Here is a 19,695-nt window from a genome sequence, read left to right as displayed (position 1 = left end):
ATGGAGGCGCAATGAAGGTAAGTGATTTTATTTTCCAATTCAAAATAAATGGTTTTTCGGGAGAGGATGCACTATGTCGCACCCGAATATTTGCTAATAATAATAACCTATTTGCGTTACTAACGGACTTAGGTGATAAAAGCGGCCCAACCAGTGTAACTAATTCTGTAGAATATATCCGCGAACAGCTAATCGACAAGGGCTTTATAGATGAAAACACAGTTATCATCGAGCATTATGAAGAACATTTTTCAGGTTATGGTACTTTTGATATTGTTACCTTCGACAAAAAAAATTATCCGTCATGGAAAAAAACAACATTAAACAAAACACAGGCACTGTTTAGTTGTTCTCATGAGGAATTACTTGACAAGACATTAAAAAATAAAAGGCTTTTTAAACAAATAGAAAACCTTCATAATAAGATCTATCCTTTCACAAAAAAAACTCATGTTGAAGATAGCAATGTAATTACTAAACGACTCCAATTAGCAGAGAATTCTATAAAAAAGGACGAAATATTAGACTTCATTCATTCAGCCCCAAGTGAACGTGAGCTGGCTAATTTTTTAAAAAGAGACTTGTCTTTTTTTGCAAAATATTACGCACAACCAACTGAGGAATATATTATCATACCGGAACTAAGCGTTGCTGATGGTTTTGTTGATTATGTTCTTCTGTCTGGTCGTTCACGAATGGATGTTACTTTCATAGAAATAAAAGGTGCAAACTTTAACCTTATGAACCAATCTGGTTATAGTAATTTGTCGCAGAAGACAAATGAGGCAATACAACAAGTAAGAGATAGAATAACCGCTGTTTATCGAGATTATCCTAAATATAGAAATTATTTCCATGAAGTTAGAGAAAGCATTGAAAATAAAAGTTACTTTAAAACTTCATTGGTTGGCCCCAGAGGTAAGTTGTCCGTCGACCCCGATAAAGATATAAATATCAGAAGTGTTGTGATTGCTGGTCGCTCTATCAATGATCTTGAAGAAAGTAAGCAGCGCCATAATGTAGAGGTCACTTCGTCTCCACCTATCAGGTTAGAAAGCTGGGATAGTTTAATCAATAAATATTAGGTAGCCTGTTTCAGATTCATTTATCCGTTAAAATGGTAATAGGGAGACATGATGATAGAATCAGAATTCATAAATGGTTATTTTAGCGTAAACGAATTTATGTAGATTGGCTCCTAATAATTTTTTTGAAAAAAATGCCACAAAGAGCTTTGTGTCATAAATCCCAGACACAAAAAAAGCCGCCCTTGAGCGACTTTAATTTCCATACCTGGTGCCGAAGGCCGGAATCGAACCGGCACGCCTCGCGGCGGTTGATTTTGAATCAACTGCGTCTACCGATTTCGCCACTTCGGCACTGAAGGGTATGCGGAAAACGTTGAGGATTATACCGTTACCCCCTGTTTCCGCAACCCTTATCGGCAGGCAGAGGTGCAACTGCTGAAAAAAACGTCTTTTGGGTTCTCAGGTTCACCTGCCTACATCCTTGTCAGAAATTACTCTCTCACCCTCGCCCGCTGTAAAGCAGTCGCTTCAGCCATCATGTTTCACTGGCATATCAAAAGCTCTAACCCGAAACAGCCTTAACATCCGTTACCAGCGTAGGCAAATCCCAGGTTCCGCCCGCATGTATATAACGGCACATGCCGGTCCCGCCGTCGTAGCTTTTGCGGAAAGCCTTGCCGTCCCATACCCAGCTCTCCTGGCTCATGCAGTCGCCGATGCCGCGCCCTTTCTGCACACTGGTAATCTCGCCCTTGTCATAATCCGACCCGGAAATGGTCACCAGCTCAGGCTTGCCTTTGAGTTGGTTATCAATGACCCAGTAGCCATATCCTTCGTTATAGGCGGCTCGCCAGCAGAGCGCTGAAAGCAAAGCATGGCTGTCGTCCAGTGGCGTAAGTGTGAGTCCATCGGTTTCCGGATCGCTGTTTTCTGCAGGTGAATACAGGCTGTCGCACGTGTCATCGTCATTATGATTGACCGTTGAAAGCAGTCGGGTTTTCAGCGCGTCCATTTCCGGAGCGGTCAGCAAACGGGGTTCGCCGCTGAGGGTTTTCGCTGCCTGAATAACCGGTGCGGGTACAGCCTTAGCTACACTGCTTTCCGGCTTATTGCCCTTTTTGGTGAGCGCACCTGGCGTGCCGATACGGCCCTGTACGTCGTCCGCTTTCAGCAGCACGGCATAAGCGCCCTCGCCGGAAAGCAGGAAAGGCTTTGTTCCGCCTTTAAATTCGACTTTACCGTTACCTTTGACGGCACTGATTACCGCAGAGGTCTGGCTGGCCGAAAGCCGCCAGTTGTCATCAGCCGCGACAAGATCACCTGCTGATTTCCCGTCTATCCACAGCGTCAGCTTTTCCGCCGGTTTGCTGTCATCTTCGGTGTCGCCCAGCGTCGCCTCTCCCACTGTCTCCGTTCCAGGTCCAGCGGCACGGGTGAGCAGGATGGAGCCGGATGGATCCTCTTCTTTGGCATAACCCGCAATGCGACAGGTCAGGGTGTTATCACAGACAACTTCCCAGTCTTTGTGCTCAAGCGTTTTTCCGCTCTGGGCGGCCTGAGCCGACAGGGAGAGCGTCGCCAGCACGAAAAGCATCGGTTTACAGTTCACTTTATTCCCTCAGGTTGTATTTCTGATATCAGCACAGGTATCACTCTTTCACCATCGGTGTGAAGGAACCCAAAGCTATTGTTAATCGCCGCCAGGCTTTGAAAAAAGGCTACGCCCCGTCCTGGGCGATGCGCCTATCGTGTAACTCTCTCTTTTTTGTTAAGCGCTTCAACCAGCACGCTATGCAGCTGGCCGACAGAGAGATCGCGGATGACAGGCGCAGGAATACCGCGCAGTCGTCTGCAAAGATAAACAATGCCAAAAAAATCGATGCCTTCACTATGGAAAAGATATTCGTTTTCTTTCAGAGAGAACGCCTTCCTGAAACCACCTTCTTCTGCAGAAAAGCTCACGCCGAAAACTTTTTCGGCCTCCTCCAGCAATTCAACACCATCATCGCCGGTAATCCCCAGATCCTTTTCCAGCCAGGTATTTTCATCGATTATTTCACGTCTGCATCCTGAAAAATCGCGGACAAAAGCGATAACGTCCGCCATTGAGGGTTCCATATCATTGCTCATGCTAAAGCGCTCCGCGCTATCCTGCCAATTTACAGTCGCCCTAATGTCATTTCCTGCACCTCGGACGCTGGATTGGCCTCTTTCACGGCGGCAAGAAAACCGGCAAAATCCCGATTAAAAAGGGTGTAGTTGTTCAGGACTCTGAACTCCCTTTCGGTGCTATAAGACCCGGTGACATAACGAACCAGCCATACCCGGCGACTGCTGACTTCAGTTCCGGTGACTTTTATCCTGATAATATTTTCCAGCGGAACTTTGCAAAGTGTTTCGCCTTCACGCTGCTGATACAGGAAGTCGCTGTCATAGTAATAATCTTCCGTGTTCATGCCCAATTTTTTCAATATCGGAGTGTTAGCCGATATCTTTTTCATCTCGCCAGGAGAAGGAGGGAGCCCTTTTTTAAAGGGCAAAGGCTTGAAGCAATACCAGATGAGCAAAATGAAGAAAGCTAACGACAGCAGTGAGAAAATAAAATAAACAAACTGATGCATTTAAATGAACCGACCTGTTCGGATAGCTCCTGATTATATCGAAGAAGATATGACGCCGTTATCCGTTTTTACCGCACTGCCCGATCATCTTTCAGTGCAGTACGATCTGTCTGACGAGTGCCAGTTCCAGACAGCGCTGCGCACCTGCCGCACAACTGAGTTGCCTGAATAAATCCGGCTATGGCCCAACGTTTTAGCCTGAGCATCCTCCCTCTACTAACCTCTCAAGCTGATGTTGTCTTGATTGTCTTACAGCGCCTGTTCGCCCTTAGAAACGCCCAAACTCCTCCCCACCTTTACGGTTTACATTTACCGGCATTTGTTATGTGATCCTGTTACGTGATTTTTTCGAGCTGTCTCGCAAAACAGGATCCTGCATGCGCTTTTACCAGGCCGATCCCCGCCTTGAAAACTACTGGCGCGGCGTTATCCTTTTTGGCAAAAATGTCGCCTCCTATAAATTTGCGCTTGCTCATGCGCTTTATGACCTGAAGCAGCCGGACAACGACCTGATTACGCTGGAAGCGCTGGCCGTGCCTTTTGTGCGGCATTTGTGTGCCCACCTGCGCCATGCACCAAAGCAGATCACCAGCAAAAGCAGCGAGTTTCTGGAGGCATGCAGACAATTCAACGCAGGCGAAATCAGCGAAGAGCAGTTAATTGCTATTACCGTTAAGCGCGGGTTCGCTAACGTCATCGATGCTTTTCATAATGTGAATCACGCCGAGATCGACAAACGCTTTTTCCTGGATGAACGGCGAAGCCATAAAGGCATTAGGCTTACGGATAACTTTTATCAGCTGACGGAAAACGAACAGTTTGCCAGTCTGAAAGCGGAAACGGATGCCAGATGGCGGCTGGTAGAAGAAGCCTGGGCGATGAACGTTTCACATAACCTGATTGCGGTTGATTATGACGATAATGACAAGATGCTTTTCAGTCGCCAGAGCGGTCGGCGCGTCACCATTACCAGCTGCCGCAGCAGCCTGAACGGCTACCAGAAAGGCCGGTGCTTTTACTGCTTCCGTGCCATTGGCGTGACGGGTGGCGAAGAGAACCTGGCGGATGTCGATCACTTTCTGCCGCTGATGCTCAGCGAGCAAATCGGCAACCTCAACGGCGTCTGGAATCTGGTGCTGGCCTGCCAGACCTGTAATCGCGGTGCCCAGGGTAAATTTGCACGTATTCCCTCAATAACACTTTTGCAGCGACTGCATGATCGAAACGAATACTTTATTAACAGTCATCTGCCACTGCGGGAGACGTTAATCCGCCAGACCGGCGCAACGCCGATGCTGCGGCACCGCTTCCTGCAAAACAGCTGGGATACGGCAAAATTTTCTCTGCTCCACGAATGGCAGCCAGCGGCACAGGGAGACAGCCTGTTTTGAACAATGAAGATTATTACCGGCAGAACGCTCAGCGGTTTTTTACCGATACGGTAAGCGTGGATATGTCTGCGCTTTACCCGCCTTTTATTGACTGCCTGCCGCCGGGTGCTCGCATTCTCGATGCAGGCTGCGGTTCAGGCCGTGACGTTAAAGCCTTCAGCGAAATGGGTTTTATCGTCGAAGCCTTTGATGCCTCGGCGGAGCTGGTTGCGCTGGCCCGCCAGTTATCCGGAAAGCCTGTAGAACAGATGCGCTTTCAGGATGTTGATGCGGTTGAAAGATATGACGGTATCTGGTGCTGCGCCTCGCTGCTGCATGTTTCCGAAGCTGAACTACCCGGCGTCATGACAAAACTGGCCATGGCGCTGAAGCCTTGCGGCGTAGGGTATCTCTCTTTTAAATATGGCCGCGGCGAACGGGAAAAGGACGGACGCAGATTCACAGATATGGATGTGGCTGGATTACAGAAACTCATAGATGGGGTAAACACACTCGGCGGTGACATTCTGACTACAAATAAGATAGGGATAAAAAGAGAGGCTGGCTCTGAGGGCATAATGGGGAACAGGTTCGCTATTGAAACAGAAAAAACCTGGCAGACCGGTGATGTACGAGCGGGACGCGGCGACGAAGTCTGGCTGAATGCGATTATCAGGAAAAAATAACGCAAAAGAGCCAACCTCTCGGTTGGCCCCTTCTTGCATCTTGCATGCTCAGCATCGGGCATCAGCGGTGCCCATCAGCGCCTGTTGTTGTCAGGATAAGCGCCTCAATGCGAGTGGTCGTGCAGTTTGTTCCCGACCTTATCCTTCACTTCGCTGGCTTTCTCACTCACCTTCTCAGTCAGGCTCTCTTTGTGGTCACGGTTATGTGCACCTGGTGACTGCGTGCCTGCTGCGGCGGTCGCAGGTTTTACCCCTGCGGTTGTACCCGGCAGTTCGCGCTCCAGACCACCTCGTGCATGGTCGATATCCACTTCCTGACGACGCACCGTGTCGTTAATCGTCTCGGTACGATCGCTGCCGTCGGTACGTACCACTACTTCTTCTTTCACGTGGGTCGTTTTGTTGATTACCGGCTGCTCATGGGTCTCAGCGACCTCGACGGTTTTCTCGGACCAGTCCACTTCACCAGCCAGCGCGGGTTCATTCACCGAACGGCGGAAGATGTCAGCGTGCTGCTCATGCAGCGAGATGTCTTCAGATACGGTATCGGTCACGGTATAGCGGCGTACGCGGGTGGAGCCTTCGCTCACCAGACGTTTACCTACTTCCACCTGCTCTTCGGCAAGACGCAGAATGTCAGCTTCGCTCTCATCACCGGTCAGTGAGGTGCGTCGCGGTTCAACCTGGCGGTCGTTGGTCTCACCGGCAAACTGCTTGCCTGCCGTCGTCGGGTTGATGCCCGGCGCGGTGGTGCCATTCTCAACTGAGCTTTGCATACGTGACGGAACGTCCACCGAGTCATGAGAATGGAGAATGGTCATGGCGCGAGCCAGCTTCTCCTCTTCGGTGCGGATGGTCAGCACTACGCCGCCCTTGTCCATCGCTCTGGTGTAAACATCGGCCTGCTCTTTATCAACGGAGTGACCAAACAGACGCTGCCAGATGCTTGGATGGCGGATAGAGTGTCCTTCCTCCTGTAAACGTTCTCCACTGATAAGACTGATGTCCCGATCAGAAAAGCCTGCTTTCACGAGATTTCTTTTCGCGGCCTCTGCCTGATTTGCAGAATCGAACAGTGTTACGATTTTTTCATGTGCCATGATAGGTTCCTCTCTGTTAGCTAATTTGATCGTCATCTCTTTCAACGTTCACCTGCTGCTCACGTCGGGTCACCACTTCCTGAAAAGGAACATTCTCCTGCACTTTTCGGATGTGGATCTCCTCTTTAAGCACCAGCTTTCTGACGATTTGGATTTCTTCCTCTACTACCGGGACAATCAGTACACCGTTCTCTTCCCTGATTTCGGGCATCGTTTCAACGGGTTGCGCTTTCGCTACATGCTCAACCTCAACCTTCTCCCGGTTAAGCAGTGTACTGATGACCTCGTCATGCTCAGTTGTGGAACGGGTAACACGGACATGTCCATCCACAATCTTTTGCTTCGTCAGGGCTATTTGCTCTTCAGCGAGTTTAAGCGTGACCTCTGCATTATTATTGTGCTCTGGCTGTCCAGCCATAATATCGCTCCCGTTAAATTAAATATCTGCCACAACTGCCTGACACAGTGATTAAGCATGAACACTCTGGCTGATTTCGCAAGCCGGAATAATAAAAAATTCCGCTAACTCAATTTAATTACGGTACAAAAAACCGCATCAAAAAACAGCAATCTGGCTTAAATCACCGCTACGATAAAAATAAAAAATAACTAAAATACATTAAGTTATATTAAGATGATTTCGCAGGTAAATATTACCAGACCAGACGCAAGCGCTTAGAAAACACGCTATAAGCAAAGCGGTAACTTTAATTTAAACCAGGACGATTCCTGATAAACATCGTGAGGATATTAAATAATGTTTCCGCGGGATGTGCTTATTACTGCCTTCAGTTAATCACTTCACAGAATAATAACACCCACAAGCATCTGAATATTTTATCGCTCTTATTACAGAAGATTCCCAAAGTGCTATTTAAGACGCTTTTTATAAAAGGAAGTCAGGAACTTTCTGCCCGTCAGCCTTTCTTAGGAAAACTGAATAAGCACATACCGAGGTTGAAATGAAGCAAGCACAACGCAGTGCGTGGGGATGGGGACTGGCGGCACTTCTGGTCGCAGGCAGTGCATCAGCGGCAAGCTGGCAGGATCAGCTGAGCAGTGCAGCATCGCAGCTCAGCCAGCAGAACAATGGCAGCACCACCGGCACCACGCAGCAGAATGGCGGCATGTCGCTTTCTACCATTACCAGCATGCTGGGCGGCGGCGATAAAGCGGTCAGCGCCAACAGCATGACCAACGCCGCCGGTGTGATGCAGTACTGTGTCGAACATAACGTGGTGAAAAACAATGTGCAGTCGGTCAAAGATCAGGTGCTGAGCAAGCTCGGTCTGAACACCACCACCTCGCAGGAACAGAAAACCGACTACACCCAGGGCGTGGCCGGTCTGCTGAATACCGGTAACGGCCAGCAGTTGAATCTGCAAAGCCTGAGCAACTCGCCGATGGGTGAGAAGCTGAAAACCAAAGCCTGTGACGTGGTGCTGAAGCAGGGCAAAAACTTTATCTCCTGATCTCCTTCCCTTCTCTCTCCCCTCTCTGCTCTGAGGGGAGCGTTAAACGCCCCCCATGCTGTGACGCCTGACATTCCCTTAACCTGGGGTTGAGCGCTATAGTGTTGTTTTGATTTCTACAGGACAGCACGCATGAAAGGCATCAACATCGCACTTTACTTCGACCCCGATCAGATTCAGGCCTGCGTTCACGAACAGGACGACAGCTATGTCACCAAAAAATTCGAGTATGACGATGGCGTGATTGAAGAGATCTACCAGTGGCTGGAGCAGTACGAACCCAAACGTACTCACATCTGCGTGATTGAAAACGAAACCGCCGAGCTGCTGGCCGATGAGCTGGTCGACAGCGGCTTTCGCGTCCACCAGGTCACCATGCATCAGCTGCTGAGCTGGTTCGCTACCGAGCCGCCTTCCACGCCAGACGGCACGCCAATGCGCGCCATGCTGCGCTTCCTGGAAGATGAACATCCGCGTGAATATGAGTCGCGCACGCCACAGACCGAAGCGCTGATGGAGATGTTCGACGAGCTGGACGCGCTGGAGATGGTGGATGACGCCGACGATGAAGACGCGCTGCCAGGCGATCTGCTGCGCGCCATGAAGAAGCACAAAATCACCGCCAGCGCTGCGGCCCAGCGTCTGCTGCCGGACATCAACGAGCGTATCCGCGAACATCTGATGCAGTATCCCGAACTGATGACGCCTGAAATCCTGCAGGACTTCTTCCCTGAACTGCTTGAGGCGCTGGAGCGTCCGAAGCACTAATCACCACGGAAAAGGCGATTTGTCATGCTGGAGTTAATTAAAGCAGTCAGCCTGGGGCTGGTGGTGATCCTGCCGCTCGCCAATCCACTCACCACCGTGGCGCTGTTCCTGGGGCTGGCGGGTGAGATGAACTTCCAGGAGCGCAACCGACAGGCGCGCCAGGCTTCAATCTATGTCTTCGCCATCATGATGGTGGCGTGGTATGCGGGCAGCGCGGTGCTGAATACCTTCGGCATCTCCATTCCTGGCCTGCGCATGGCGGGCGGCCTGATCGTCGCTTTTATCGGTTTTCGGATGCTGTTTCCGGCTAAACCTGCCGGCCATTCTGTCGAAGCAAAGCAGAAACTGGATGAGCTGGATGAAGCCAAAGAGCCGGTGAATATCGCCTTTGTGCCGCTGGCGATGCCGAGTACGGCCGGGCCGGGTACCATTGCGATGATCATCTCCTCTGCCTCGACGGTAAGAAGCGGCGTCGACTTTCCGGCCTGGGTCATCACCGTCGCGCCAGTGCTGATCTTCCTGCTGGTGAGTCTGATCCTGTGGATTTCACTGCGCAGTTCGGGTGCCATCATGAAGCTGGTGGGTAAAAGCGGCATTGAGGCGATATCGCGCCTGATGGGATTTTTACTGGTCTGTATGGGCGTGCAGTTTATCATTAACGGCGTGCTGGAAGTGGTGCGCACCTTTCACTAATCCGGGATTTCCCCTCTCCTGACGGGCAGAGGGGAAAGCTCGATTACTTCAGCGTTTTACGCACTTCAGCAACCTGATCTTTGCTCACCGCTGGCGCGGTGTTGCTCCAGCCCTGACGAATAAAGGTCGCCAGCTGCGCCACCTCTTCATCACTCAGACGCTGACCAAAGCCTGGCATCGCCAGTTTCGACGGGGCCTTCGCAGTGGAAGGCTGCTGTGCGCCGGCCAGGATGGTGTGGATCAGACCGGTTGGATCCTTGGCATTGACGATCGTCGCCTGATCCAGCTCCGGGAAGATCCCCGGGGCGCCTTTGCCGGTCACGAAGTGACAGGCACCGCAGTTATCCAGATAGAGACGCTCGCCTTCGCTCAGGTTCTTCGCCGCGGTCAGCTTCGCTTCCGTTGCCTGCTGCGCCTGCACGTTGTACGCCTGCAATGGCGGGTTGCCGCCCAGGAACTTCAGGTAGGCCGCGATGGCTTTCAGATCGGCGTCGGTCATGTGTGAGCTGCTGTGCTCAATCACCGAGGTCATCTCGCCGCCCACCGCCGCTTTATCGTTACGGCCGGTCTGCAGGTAGTCCACCACTTCCTGCTCGCTCCAGCGTGGCAGGCCACGCAGTGACGGCACATCCCAGTTATTCAGGCTGCCGCCTGCCAGGAATTTATCGTCACCGCTATCCAGCGCTTTCTCGTTCATGCCCAGACCGCGCGGCGTATGGCAGCTGCCGCAGTGGCCCAGACTCTCCACGATATAGGCACCGCGGTTAACCTCTTCAGAAGCGCCACCAATCGGCTGGAACGGCTTATCCGAGGCGAACGCCCAGTTCCAGAAACGCATGCCCCAGCGCTGGCTGAACGGGAAGCTCAGATCGGTTTCCGGCGGCTGTTCTGCACTTGGCTGCACGCCTTTCATGAAGTAGACGTAAAGCGCGTGGATGTCGGCATCACTGATTTTGGCGTAATCAGGATAAGGCATCGCCGGATAGAGATGCGAACCGTCCGGTAATACCCCTTTGCGCACCGCGTCAGAGAACTGCTGCTCGCTGTAGTTGCCGATGCCGTGCTGCTTATCGGGCGTGATGTTGGTGGAGAAGATGGTGCCAAGGTTCGACTCAATCGCCAGCCCGCCGGAATAGTCAGGCTTGCCAGGCAGTGAGTGGCACGCCATGCAGTCGCCCAGCCGCGAGAGATATTCGCCCTGCTTAATCAGTTGCGCTTCATCTTCGGCGTGAACTGGCAGCGCAAATCCGCTGGCTAACAGCACCGCGTTGGCAAAGATAAAAGATTTCAGTTTCAGCTTATTCATGCGCTTATGCCTGTACCAGTGGGCCGGGATTTTTCAGATACTGATCTTTGATCGCCTGTGCCGCCATCAGGGTGATCGCACCGATGGTATCGGTCGGGTTCGCCTGGAAGTTCTGCGGGAAAGCGTTACCGCCCGGCACAAAGACGTTATGCACGTCCCAGCTCTGCAGATACTTGTTCAGCGCCGAGGTTTTCGGGTTATCGCCCATTACGGCACCGCCCACGTTGTGGGTAGAGACATATTTGGTCAGATCGAAATCCGCGCCCATTGGCAGGAAGCTCATGCTCATGCTGTCAGGGTTCAGCTCTTTCGCGATATTGCCGACGATGCCTTTCAGGTGCTGCTGAAGTTTCAGCTCATTCTCTTTCCAGTTGAAGGTCATGCGCAGCAGTGGCAGGCCACGGTGATCGTTGTAGTTCGGATCGAGATCCAGATAGATATCGCGGTAAGACTGACAGGTGGTGGTGATGCTGATCTTCATCGAATGACCGTACCACTCCTCCAGACCTTCCTTGTATCCCATGCCCCAGGTCGGCGTGCCTTTTGGCAGCGCGGTGCTGATCGGCGTACCGGTCGCCTGTGAGCTGTGGATCTTCGCGCCACCCAGGAAGCCGAGTGATGGGCCGTCGAAGTTGCCTGGCGAGATGTCGTTGAACATCTGGCCGGTCGCGCCCGCCGTAGCGTACGGATTGAAGTTTTTATCTTTGAAGAACAGCGTCGCGCCGCCGTTGGACAGGAACGCGTAGTTACGCCCTACCACACCTTCTTCGGTAATCGGGTTGTAAGGCTTGCCGATGCCGGAGAGCAGCATCAGACGCACGTTGTAGAGCTGGAAGCTGCTCAGCACCACGATTTTCGCTGGCTGGAAGCACTCGTTGCCCTGTGCATCGATGTAGATCACGCCTTTTGCGGTTTTCTTATCATCGTTCAGCACGACCTTGATCACTTCCGCATTCACTTCATAGGAGAAGTTCGGCATACGCTTCAGTGAATCCATTACGGCGGTCTGCGGCGACGCTTTGGAGTAGTTCAGGCAGGGATATTTACTGCAGTAGCCGCAGTAGTTGCACGGCGCGATCTGGTTGCCGTACGGGTTTTTCCACGCACGCGACACACAGGCCGACGGGTTCGGGAACGGATGGTAACCGAGTTTGGTCGCCACCTCTTTGAACATCACGTTGTTCAGCGTGTCATCCAGCGCAGGCAGCGGATAAGGCTCAGAACGCGGGCCTTCAAACGGATCGCCGCCTTCCAGAATTTTGCCGCGCAGGTTGCCGGTGTTACCCGACTGGCCGCAAATCAGTTCGAATTTATAGTAGTAAGGTTCGATCTCTTCCCAGTTGAACGGGAAGTCCATCACCCGCATATCATCCTGCAGAATGCCCGGCTTGTAAGCCTCGTCGACATAGGTCTTCAGTTTGATATCGGTTGGTGTCGGACGGATCAGTACCGCCGTCCAGTGCAGACCGGAACCGCCTACGCCGGTGCCCGGTGCAAACGCACCCCATTTACGGGTTGGCAATGCCGTCTGGCTGCTGTTGTAGCGGACGGTGACCGCCACTTCGGCGGGGGTGGCAAACACTTTATTGCGCACCGCATAGGCGTATTCATCCGCCGGTTTCGGGTAGGCGAACTCGTCATAATCGCGATCGCCGCCGCGCTCAAGGGCGCGCACATCCAGACCTGCCAGTGCCAGCTCGATGCTCATCAGCGAGCCTGCCCAGCCGAGGCCGCAGACCACGACGTCGACTTCTTTTTTAGTAACCTGTGCCATGATAATCCTGTTTCAAATACCTGATGTGGACGCGCCCTACGCGCGTTCGCCCTTCACACTGACCGGACCCAGCGGATAAGGAACGTTGTGCTGTTTCACCCATTCGGTGAAGCTGGCACGCGCGCCGGGGAAGCCGATGGCGATCCAGGCTTTCATGCCTTTATTACCGCCGTACATCGGGTCAGCAAGGTAGCCATGCTTGGTATCGGAAAGCAGCTGGCTGAAGAGATGCGCAGGCTTAAGATCGGCTTCGCCCAGTGCAGCAAAGTCGATCTCGTTTTTGTTTACCTGGGTCAGCACCGCATCTTTCTCTTCCAGCGTCAGCGCATGAAACGCTTTCTGATGGGTGTTCTGCGACCACTGATTAATCAGCCGGATACCGGTCTGATACATCTGCTGTGGGCGGAACGGGATCTGGTAACCCATGGTTGCGGGCGCCTGCGTATTGAACGGCCCCTGCATGTAGATTTCGCTGCCAAACGCTTCGCTGTGCAGCTGCTGATCGATAAAGATCGGCACGTTAGTTTCCAGCGCGCCCGGCGCTTTGCCTTTGCCGCCTGCCGGAATCAAACGGTCAGTGGCGGCCAGGATAAACTGCCACTCATCGGCACTAAAAAAGATCGGTTTGTAATCGGCTAACTCCGGTGCGGCCATCTCTGCCGCCTGTGCCGCAGTAATGCCTTTGAAGACCAGTTCACTTAATGGCAACGCCAGCAGTGAACCGAGCAAAAATTTACGCCTGGTGGTGGGTTTTTCTAAAAGCATATCCGCACGACTCTCATCTGCTAAATACCCGCTTTATTTGTTATGAAGCTGAAAGGCTGAGTGCAGGCGGAAAATTCCCCGCAGAGATCAACGCACGCGGCACAGACGACGGCAGAACAGACAAGGGCAGGTAGAATTATGGTTCGGTGACTAACGGAACTTATCGGTTAATAACCTGGCAATCTTAGGGATATAAATATGTCTGGATGTAAAAATTGAATTTAAGATGTGTCTTAGTAAAAGTTTATCATGGTGTTGCGAAAGGGTTGCGGAGAGGTAAAAGATTTACAGCGCGGGAATCGGGGGTAAAACCGCATAAACATCGGGTATTTAACTCTTTTAACGCAGGAATGAGGGTTATTATTTTCGCTCTGTCATCATCACGCCAGATAACCGATAAAAAAATATCATACTTCCATACAAGAGAATGATTCTCACCGTTAACACTATAGTGACTTTGATAGTCATACAATCAGACTGTGCGCAATTTGTGATCGGCTGAGTAAAACCGGCTTTATTCCGCCCGCTGTAAAATGACAATAAAATAATTACTGACCGTCATTATCTTATTTTGTCTCTTTGCCTGAATGACTACGCTAATAATTGTGCAAAGCTCATAAGAAACCCGCATTTGGAGATTATCCGGCGCCCGATAGAGTAGAGCTATCAACGACTCAGGATAACCCTCCATGCGAAAAACACTCTTGTCCCTGTTTACGGCTCTGGCACTGGTTCACCCGGCACACGCCGCCACGCCTGGCGACACGCTGGTAATTGCCGTTCCGCTTGATGGCATCATCAGTTTCGACCCGGCGGAAAGTTTTGAGACCGTCAGCAACAGTAGCCTGCGCAATATCTACCAGACGCTGCTGGAGCCGGATCATCAGAATCCGCAGCAGCTCTCGCCGCTGGCTGCCACGCGCTGGCAGGCAGGCAAAACGCCTCATAGCCTGGTGTTTGATCTTAATCCGCAGGCCCGCTTCGCCAGTGGTCATCCCGTGACCGCACAGGATGTGGTCTTCTCATTAACCCGTGCAGTAAAACTCAATAAAGCGCCCTCTTTTATTCTGGGTGAATTTGGCTGGACGCCAGAAAACATCGATCAGCAGTTCACGGTAATTAATGACCACCAGCTTGAACTGCGCTGGCCAGCGGAGATCGGCAGCGATCTGGCGCTGCGCCTGCTGACCGCGCCAGTCTCCTCCATCGTCGACAGCAAACTGGCGCAGCAGCACGCCAGCAACAACGATTACGGCAATAGCTGGCTGAAGGTGCACTCCGCCGGCAGCGCCGCCTATGCCATCAAACAGTTTGTCCCGCTGCAGGCGCTGGTGCTGGAAGCCAATCCCAACAGCATCCGGAAGCCGCATCTGAAGCGGGTATTGCTGAAAGGTGTGGCCGATCCGGGCAGCCGCCGTCTGCTGATCCAGCAGGGTGATGTGGATGTCGCCTATCAGCTCGGCCCGGATCAGATTACCGCGCTGAAGAACACCGCCAATGTGCGTATTGATGCCTTCCCTTCCAGCCTGGTTTACTACCTGGGCTTTAACACCCAAAGCCCGCAGCAACCGGCGCTGGGGAATCCGGCGTTGTGGCAGGCGGCGCGCTGGCTGGTTGACTATGACAGCCTGGCGAACCAGCTGCTGAAAGGTCAGTACCGCATTCATCAGAGCTTCCTGCCGGACGGCTTCGATGGTGCGCTGAACACGACACCATTCCATTACGATCTGAAAAAGGCGCAGGCGATACTGCAAAAAGGTGGCATCAAACCTGGCACCCATATCGCGCTGACGGTGGTGAACCAGCCACCTTACATTGATGTGGCGCAGGCACTGCAGGCCAGCTTTGCCAAAGCGGATGTGCAGCTTGATATCCAACCGGTGGCGGAATCGGAGCTGTGGAGCAAAATGCGCAGCCAGGACTTCCAGGCCATCTTTACTTACTGGGGCGCGGACTACATCGATCCCAATACCAATGCCAGCACCTTTGCCTATAACGTGCCGGGCGGCGGCAAAACCCTGGCGTGGCGCGTCGGCTGGACGATTCCGGAGCTGAGTGCACAGACCCGCGCCGCCGCCGGAGAGAGCGATGCGGTGAAACGTCGCAACCTCTACACCGGGCTGCAAACCCGCATCCAGCAGGATTCGCCGTTTGTCATGCTGTTACAGGGCGCAACCCAGGTGGCGGTGCGCAGCAACCTCAGTCACCTGCAGCAGGGCATCGGGGTCAGCCTGCTCAATTTTGAAGAGGTGCAGAAGTAAACCACTGTTGCAGGCCGCTGCTCTTCGGGCAGCGGCCTTTTTTTGGTGAATAGTTCTCCTCCTGTGCCGCTCCGGCTTGCTATCCTTCAGGCATAACCCAATGCCTGAGAGTGGAAATCATGACTTCCCCGCTACTGATTGCCCGTACGCCAGACGTCGAACTTCATCTGTTGCCGCAAATGGCCAACCGCCACGGCCTGATCACCGGCGCGACCGGCACCGGTAAAACCGTTACGCTGCAGAAACTGGCTGAATCGTTCTCCGCCAGCGGCGTGCCGGTCTTTATGGCTGACGTTAAAGGCGATTTGACCGGCGTGGCGATGGCTGGCCAGTCCAGCGAAAAACTGCAGGAGAGGCTGGCGAAAATCGGCGTCACCGACTGGCAGCCGCAGAGTAATCCGGTGGTGCTGTGGGATATCTTCGGCGAGAAAGGTCATCCGGTTCGCGCCACCGTCTCCGATCTCGGGCCGCTGCTGCTGGCGCGACTGCTGAATCTGAATGAGGTGCAGAGTGGCGTATTGCAGATTATTTTCCGCATCGCCGATGATCAGGGTTTGCTGCTGCTGGACTTCAAAGATCTGCGCGCCATGACCCAATACATCGGTGACAACGCCAAAAGCTTCCAGACCCACTACGGCAATATCAACAGCGCCTCGGTCGGCGCCATCCAGCGCGGGTTACTGACGCTGGAGCAACAGGGCGCGGAGCACTTCTTTGGTGAACCGATGCTGGATATTGCCGACTGGATGCGTGTCGACAGCAACGGCAAAGGCGTCATCAACATCCTCTCTGCTGAGAAGCTCTACCAGATGCCGAAACTCTACGCCACCAGCCTGCTGTGGCTGCTTTCGGAGCTTTATGAGCATCTGCCGGAAGCGGGCGATCTCGATCAGCCAAAGCTGGTGTTTTTCTTTGATGAGGCGCACCTGCTGTTTACCGACGCGCCGCCGGTGCTGCTGGAGAAAATAGAACAGGTCATGCGGCTGATCCGCTCCAAAGGGGTCGGCGTCTGGTTCGTCACCCAGAACCCGGCGGATATTCCCGATCGGGTGCTGGGCCAGCTCGGCAACCGCGTTCAGCACGCCCTGCGCGCCTTCACCCCCAAAGATCAGAAAGCGGTAAAAACCGCCGCCGATACCCTGCGCGCCAACCCAGCGTTTGACAGCGTCGAGGCGATTCAGGCGCTGGGCACCGGCGAAGCCCTGATCTCCTTCCTGGATACCAAAGGCAGCCCGTCGGTGGTAGAACGCGCCATGGTCATTGCGCCCGGCTCACGTATGGGTCCGGTCACAGGCGATGAACGCAACGGGCTGATCAACCATTCACCGCTCTATGGCAAATATGACAGCGAAGTTGATCGCGAATCGGCGTTTGAGAAGCTGCAAAAAGGGTTTCAGGCCGCCAGCGATCAGGCCAGTGCGCCCCCGGCGAAAGGCGACGACGTCGCGGTAGATAACGGCATTCTCGGCGGGCTGAAAGAGATCCTGTTTGGCCGAACCGGCCCGCGCGGCGGCAAGCACGATGGCGTGGTACAGACCATGGCGAAAAGCGCCACGCGCCAGATTACCAATCAGATCATCCGCGGCGTACTCGGCAGCCTGCTGGGTGGTCGTCGCCGATGAAACCGGCTCTCTGCTAAGATCAGGATATGGATAAACAACACGAACTGAAACGGACGAAACGTCTGGCGCTGCTGCTGTTACTGCTGGCTGCAATTACCTTTATCGTTACGCTTTTTCTGCCGCCCGGCTTCTGGGTCAGCGGCATAAAAGCGATTGCGGAAGCTGCGATGGTCGGCGCGCTGGCGGACTGGTTCGCGGTGGTCGCACTGTTCCGGCGCGTGCCGGTGCCCTTTATCTCGCGTCATACCGCCATCATTCCGCGCAACAAAGATCGTATCGGTGAAAACCTCGGTCGCTTTGTGCAGGAGAAGTTTCTTGATACCGACTCGCTGCTCAATCTGATTCGCCGTCACGATCCTTCCAACCTGCTGGCGCAATGGCTGAATGCGCCAGGCAATGCTGACCGCATCGGACGTCATCTGCTGCAGGTCATGCGCGGCTTCCTTGATCTGACCGATGATGCGCGGATCCAGACCTTCATGCGCCGCGCAGTACATCGCGCCATCGACAAGGTCGATCTCAGCCAGACCAGCGCCCTGCTGCTGGAGAGCCTGACGAAAAACAACCGTCATCAGGCGCTGCTGGACGCGGCAATCGAACAACTGCTGAAGCTGCTGCACAAGCCCAGTACCCGCGAGTTTATTGCCATGCAGCTGGTGCGCTGGCTCAAACGCGAGCATCCGATCAAAGCCAAAATGTTGCCGACCGAATGGCTGGGCGAGCACAGCGCCGAGCTGGTGGCAAACGCGGTCGATTCCCTGCTGGATGATGTGGCGCTGGATCAGGGCCATGAGCTACGCCTCGGCTTCAATCGGGCGGTCGACAAACTGATCGTTAAACTGCAGAACGACCCGGAGATGGCTGAACGTGCCGAGGAGATCAAAGGCTGGCTGAAAGAAGATGCCTCGTTTAACCGCTACATCGGCGAGCTGTGGAATGATATGCGCAACTGGCTCAAAGCGGATCTCAGCAGTGATGACTCACGGGTGCAGGAGAAAGTGCGCGGTGCAGCCTTGTGGCTGGGAGAAACCCTGGCGGCCGACCCGGCGCTGCGTGACTCGATGAATCAGCATCTTGAACAGGCCGCACGCAGCGTTGCGCCAGAGTTTGCTGGCTTCCTGACGCGCCACATCAGCGACACCGTGAAGAGCTGGGATGCACGCGACATGTCGCAGCAGATCGAACTCAATATCGGCAAAGACCTGCAGTTTATCCGCATCAACGGCACGCTGGTTGGCGGCACCATCGGGCTGATCCTCTACCTGTTGTCGCAGCTGCCCCAGTTACTCCCGCTGCTGAGCGGATAACCGCCTGGTTAGCCGGATTGGGGTGGATAGAGGCCAAACTCGGTGATAATGGCGCTAACAAAGCTGCGGATTCTCACCGTCTGGCGGCGACCCGCCGGGATCAGCACATGCATGGGTCGTGCTGGCCCGGCATAATCGGGCAGCACCTGGACCAGCCGGCCCTGTCTGATCTCTTCAGAGAGAATGGTAGCCGGCCCCAGAGTAATGCCATAACCCTCCAGCGCCGCATGCAGGAGCGCTTTCCAGTCATTCGACCGCATGCGCCCCTGCGGATGTACCTCTTCAACCTTACCGGCCTGGCTGAATACCCAGCGGCAGGGTTTTGATGGCGACCAGATGCCATAAACGAGACAGGCGTGGTTCACCAGCTCTGCTGGCGTGGCGGGAACACCGTGCCGCGCCAGATAGGCTGGCGACGCGCAGGCTATCAGCCGGTAGGGCTGCAGTGGATGGGCGATGATCGAACTGTCCGCCAGCGCACCAATCCGGATCACCACTTCATAACCCTCTTCAAACGGATCGACCAGCCGATCGCTGAGTTCAAGATCGACCTGCGTTTCCGGAAACCGGTCAAGATAGCGGGTCACAAACGGTGCCAGGCTAAAAGAACCAAACGTGACCGGGGCGCTGACCTTCAGCGTACCGGACGGCCGCTGCTGCATATCCAGCGCGATCGCATCCGCTTCCTGCACCTCTGCCAGCACGATTTTGCAGCGTTCGTAATAGTTGCGGCCCACATCCGTCAGGCTTTGTCGTCGGGTGGTGCGATGCAGAAGCAGCGTACCGAGATGCTTCTCCAGCATGGCGATATGCTTCGCCACCATCTGCGGTGAGATTTGCAAATGCCCGGCTGCGGCGGCAAACGAGCCCGATTCCGCGACGGTAACAAACACGTTCATGCTGGTAAGCCGATCCATGATTC

The 19,695-nt window shown here is 53.7% G+C and carries 18 protein-coding genes and 1 tRNA gene; 9 read left to right on the top strand and 10 right to left on the bottom strand.

Going from position 1 to position 19,695, the window contains the following annotated elements; genetic code table 11:
• The first annotated feature begins 11 nt into the window (after nt 1-11).
• A complete protein-coding gene (locus HFD94_RS11660; RefSeq protein ID WP_167433145.1) occupies nt 12-1,085 on the top strand; it encodes a Shedu anti-phage system protein SduA domain-containing protein in 1,074 nt (357 codons plus the stop codon).
• A gap of 209 nt (nt 1,086-1,294) precedes the next feature.
• Here the strand turns inward: HFD94_RS11660 and HFD94_RS11655 are convergent.
• From HFD94_RS11655 to HFD94_RS11640, 4 genes are all read right to left on the bottom strand, one after another.
• Nucleotides 1,295-1,379: transfer RNA gene (locus HFD94_RS11655), tRNA-Leu, on the bottom strand.
• Between the two features lie 211 nt (nt 1,380-1,590).
• Complete coding sequence (locus HFD94_RS11650; RefSeq protein ID WP_167433172.1) at nt 1,591-2,622, bottom strand: DUF1176 domain-containing protein; 1,032 nt, start codon at nt 2,620-2,622, stop codon at nt 1,591-1,593.
• Nucleotides 2,623-2,771: 149 nt separating this feature from the next.
• Entirely contained in the window at nt 2,772-3,158 is a 387-nt protein-coding gene (locus HFD94_RS11645) for a hypothetical protein (RefSeq protein WP_158149597.1), read from the bottom strand.
• 29 nt (nt 3,159-3,187) lie between these two features.
• Nucleotides 3,188-3,649 (bottom strand): hypothetical protein, encoded by a 462-nt coding sequence (locus tag HFD94_RS11640; RefSeq protein WP_167433144.1) that lies wholly within the window; start codon nt 3,647-3,649, stop codon nt 3,188-3,190.
• Nucleotides 3,650-4,026: 377 nt separating this feature from the next.
• Between HFD94_RS11640 and HFD94_RS11635 the strand changes: the two genes are divergently transcribed.
• On the top strand, nt 4,027-5,040 hold the full coding sequence (locus HFD94_RS11635; RefSeq protein ID WP_122889234.1) for an HNH endonuclease domain-containing protein: 1,014 nt from the start codon (nt 4,027-4,029) through the stop codon (nt 5,038-5,040).
• Entirely contained in the window at nt 5,037-5,705 is a 669-nt protein-coding gene (locus HFD94_RS11630; RefSeq protein ID WP_122889233.1) for a bifunctional 2-polyprenyl-6-hydroxyphenol methylase/3-demethylubiquinol 3-O-methyltransferase UbiG, read from the top strand. Before HFD94_RS11635 ends, HFD94_RS11630 begins: the two co-directional genes overlap by 4 nt.
• 104 nt (nt 5,706-5,809) lie before the next feature.
• Here the strand turns inward: HFD94_RS11630 and HFD94_RS11625 are convergent, their stop codons facing one another.
• Nucleotides 5,810-6,805 (bottom strand): YsnF/AvaK domain-containing protein, encoded by a 996-nt coding sequence (locus HFD94_RS11625; RefSeq protein WP_052271154.1) that lies wholly within the window; start codon nt 6,803-6,805, stop codon nt 5,810-5,812.
• Between the two features lie 16 nt (nt 6,806-6,821).
• Nucleotides 6,822-7,223, bottom strand: coding sequence for a DUF2382 domain-containing protein (locus HFD94_RS11620; RefSeq protein WP_010251609.1), 402 nt, complete (start codon nt 7,221-7,223; stop codon nt 6,822-6,824).
• Between the two features lie 544 nt (nt 7,224-7,767).
• On the opposite strand from HFD94_RS11620, the gene HFD94_RS11615 reads away from it, so the two are divergent.
• The 3 genes from HFD94_RS11615 to HFD94_RS11605 all read left to right on the top strand — a co-directional run bounded on the left by HFD94_RS11615 (nt 7,768) and on the right by HFD94_RS11605 (nt 9,738).
• A complete protein-coding gene (locus HFD94_RS11615) occupies nt 7,768-8,277 on the top strand; it encodes a DUF2501 domain-containing protein (RefSeq protein WP_122889232.1) in 510 nt (169 codons plus the stop codon).
• Nucleotides 8,278-8,409: 132 nt separating this feature from the next.
• Entirely contained in the window at nt 8,410-9,045 is a 636-nt protein-coding gene (locus HFD94_RS11610; RefSeq protein WP_010251615.1) for a hypothetical protein, read from the top strand.
• Between the two features lie 24 nt (nt 9,046-9,069).
• A complete protein-coding gene (locus HFD94_RS11605) occupies nt 9,070-9,738 on the top strand; it encodes a MarC family NAAT transporter (protein ID WP_010671772.1) in 669 nt (222 codons plus the stop codon).
• A gap of 43 nt (nt 9,739-9,781) precedes the next feature.
• Here HFD94_RS11605 and HFD94_RS11600 read toward each other — a convergent pair whose 3' ends face one another.
• From HFD94_RS11600 to HFD94_RS11590, 3 genes are read right to left on the bottom strand one after another with little or no spacing between them, the layout of a single operon-like run.
• Nucleotides 9,782-11,044: a cytochrome c gene (locus tag HFD94_RS11600; RefSeq protein ID WP_010671773.1), complete on the bottom strand. Its 1,263-nt coding sequence runs from the start codon at nt 11,042-11,044 to the stop codon at nt 9,782-9,784.
• Nucleotides 11,045-11,048: 4 nt separating this feature from the next.
• Complete coding sequence (locus HFD94_RS11595; RefSeq protein WP_122889231.1) at nt 11,049-12,818, bottom strand: GMC family oxidoreductase; 1,770 nt, start codon at nt 12,816-12,818, stop codon at nt 11,049-11,051.
• Nucleotides 12,819-12,854: 36 nt separating this feature from the next.
• Nucleotides 12,855-13,583, bottom strand: coding sequence for a gluconate 2-dehydrogenase subunit 3 family protein (locus tag HFD94_RS11590; protein WP_122889230.1), 729 nt, complete (start codon nt 13,581-13,583; stop codon nt 12,855-12,857).
• Nucleotides 13,584-14,272: 689 nt separating this feature from the next.
• On the opposite strand from HFD94_RS11590, the gene HFD94_RS11585 reads away from it, so the two are divergent.
• The 3 genes from HFD94_RS11585 (at nt 14,273) to HFD94_RS11575 (ending at nt 18,773) form a co-directional block, all read left to right on the top strand.
• Nucleotides 14,273-15,844 carry an ABC transporter substrate-binding protein gene (locus HFD94_RS11585; protein ID WP_122889229.1) on the top strand — a complete coding sequence of 524 codons (1,572 nt, stop codon included), beginning with the start codon at nt 14,273-14,275 and terminating at the stop codon, nt 15,842-15,844.
• Nucleotides 15,845-15,963: 119 nt separating this feature from the next.
• On the top strand, nt 15,964-17,466 hold the full coding sequence (locus tag HFD94_RS11580) for a helicase HerA-like C-terminal domain-containing protein (protein ID WP_061703580.1): 1,503 nt from the start codon (nt 15,964-15,966) through the stop codon (nt 17,464-17,466).
• Nucleotides 17,467-17,492: 26 nt separating this feature from the next.
• Complete coding sequence (locus tag HFD94_RS11575; protein WP_122889228.1) at nt 17,493-18,773, top strand: DUF445 domain-containing protein; 1,281 nt, start codon at nt 17,493-17,495, stop codon at nt 18,771-18,773.
• Nucleotides 18,774-18,781: 8 nt separating this feature from the next.
• On the opposite strand, the gene HFD94_RS11570 is transcribed toward HFD94_RS11575, so the two are convergent.
• Nucleotides 18,782-19,690, bottom strand: coding sequence for a LysR family transcriptional regulator (locus HFD94_RS11570; protein WP_167433143.1), 909 nt, complete (start codon nt 19,688-19,690; stop codon nt 18,782-18,784).
• Nucleotides 19,691-19,695 lie beyond the last annotated feature (5 nt).

Origin of the sequence: Pantoea sp. EKM20T (genome assembly GCF_011800485.1) — a bacterium.
GTDB lineage: Bacteria > Pseudomonadota > Gammaproteobacteria > Enterobacterales > Enterobacteriaceae > Pantoea > Pantoea agglomerans.
The sequence above is the reverse complement of the archived record's forward strand: the minus strand, read 5'-3'. Positions and strand labels throughout refer to the sequence as shown.

Bases quoted from the DNA above. Each gene is read 5' to 3' on its own strand.
- HFD94_RS11660 (WP_167433145.1), top strand. From the start codon at position 12: ATGAAGGTAAGTGATTTTATTTTCCAATTCAAAATAAATGGTTTTTCG.
- HFD94_RS11650 (WP_167433172.1), bottom strand. From the start codon at position 2,622: ATGCTTTTCGTGCTGGCGACGCTCTCCCTGTCGGCTCAGGCCGCCCAG.
- HFD94_RS11645 (WP_158149597.1), bottom strand. From the start codon at position 3,158: ATGAGCAATGATATGGAACCCTCAATGGCGGACGTTATCGCTTTTGTC.
- HFD94_RS11640 (WP_167433144.1), bottom strand. From the start codon at position 3,649: ATGCATCAGTTTGTTTATTTTATTTTCTCACTGCTGTCGTTAGCTTTC.
- HFD94_RS11635 (WP_122889234.1), top strand. From the start codon at position 4,027: ATGCGCTTTTACCAGGCCGATCCCCGCCTTGAAAACTACTGGCGCGGC.
- HFD94_RS11625 (WP_052271154.1), bottom strand. From the start codon at position 6,805: ATGGCACATGAAAAAATCGTAACACTGTTCGATTCTGCAAATCAGGCA.
- HFD94_RS11620 (WP_010251609.1), bottom strand. From the start codon at position 7,223: ATGGCTGGACAGCCAGAGCACAATAATAATGCAGAGGTCACGCTTAAA.
- HFD94_RS11615 (WP_122889232.1), top strand. From the start codon at position 7,768: ATGAAGCAAGCACAACGCAGTGCGTGGGGATGGGGACTGGCGGCACTT.
- HFD94_RS11610 (WP_010251615.1), top strand. From the start codon at position 8,410: ATGAAAGGCATCAACATCGCACTTTACTTCGACCCCGATCAGATTCAG.
- HFD94_RS11605 (WP_010671772.1), top strand. From the start codon at position 9,070: ATGCTGGAGTTAATTAAAGCAGTCAGCCTGGGGCTGGTGGTGATCCTG.
- HFD94_RS11600 (WP_010671773.1), bottom strand. From the start codon at position 11,044: ATGAATAAGCTGAAACTGAAATCTTTTATCTTTGCCAACGCGGTGCTG.
- HFD94_RS11595 (WP_122889231.1), bottom strand. From the start codon at position 12,818: ATGGCACAGGTTACTAAAAAAGAAGTCGACGTCGTGGTCTGCGGCCTC.
- HFD94_RS11590 (WP_122889230.1), bottom strand. From the start codon at position 13,583: ATGCTTTTAGAAAAACCCACCACCAGGCGTAAATTTTTGCTCGGTTCA.
- HFD94_RS11585 (WP_122889229.1), top strand. From the start codon at position 14,273: ATGCGAAAAACACTCTTGTCCCTGTTTACGGCTCTGGCACTGGTTCAC.
- HFD94_RS11580 (WP_061703580.1), top strand. From the start codon at position 15,964: ATGACTTCCCCGCTACTGATTGCCCGTACGCCAGACGTCGAACTTCAT.
- HFD94_RS11575 (WP_122889228.1), top strand. From the start codon at position 17,493: ATGGATAAACAACACGAACTGAAACGGACGAAACGTCTGGCGCTGCTG.
- HFD94_RS11570 (WP_167433143.1), bottom strand. From the start codon at position 19,690: ATGGATCGGCTTACCAGCATGAACGTGTTTGTTACCGTCGCGGAATCG.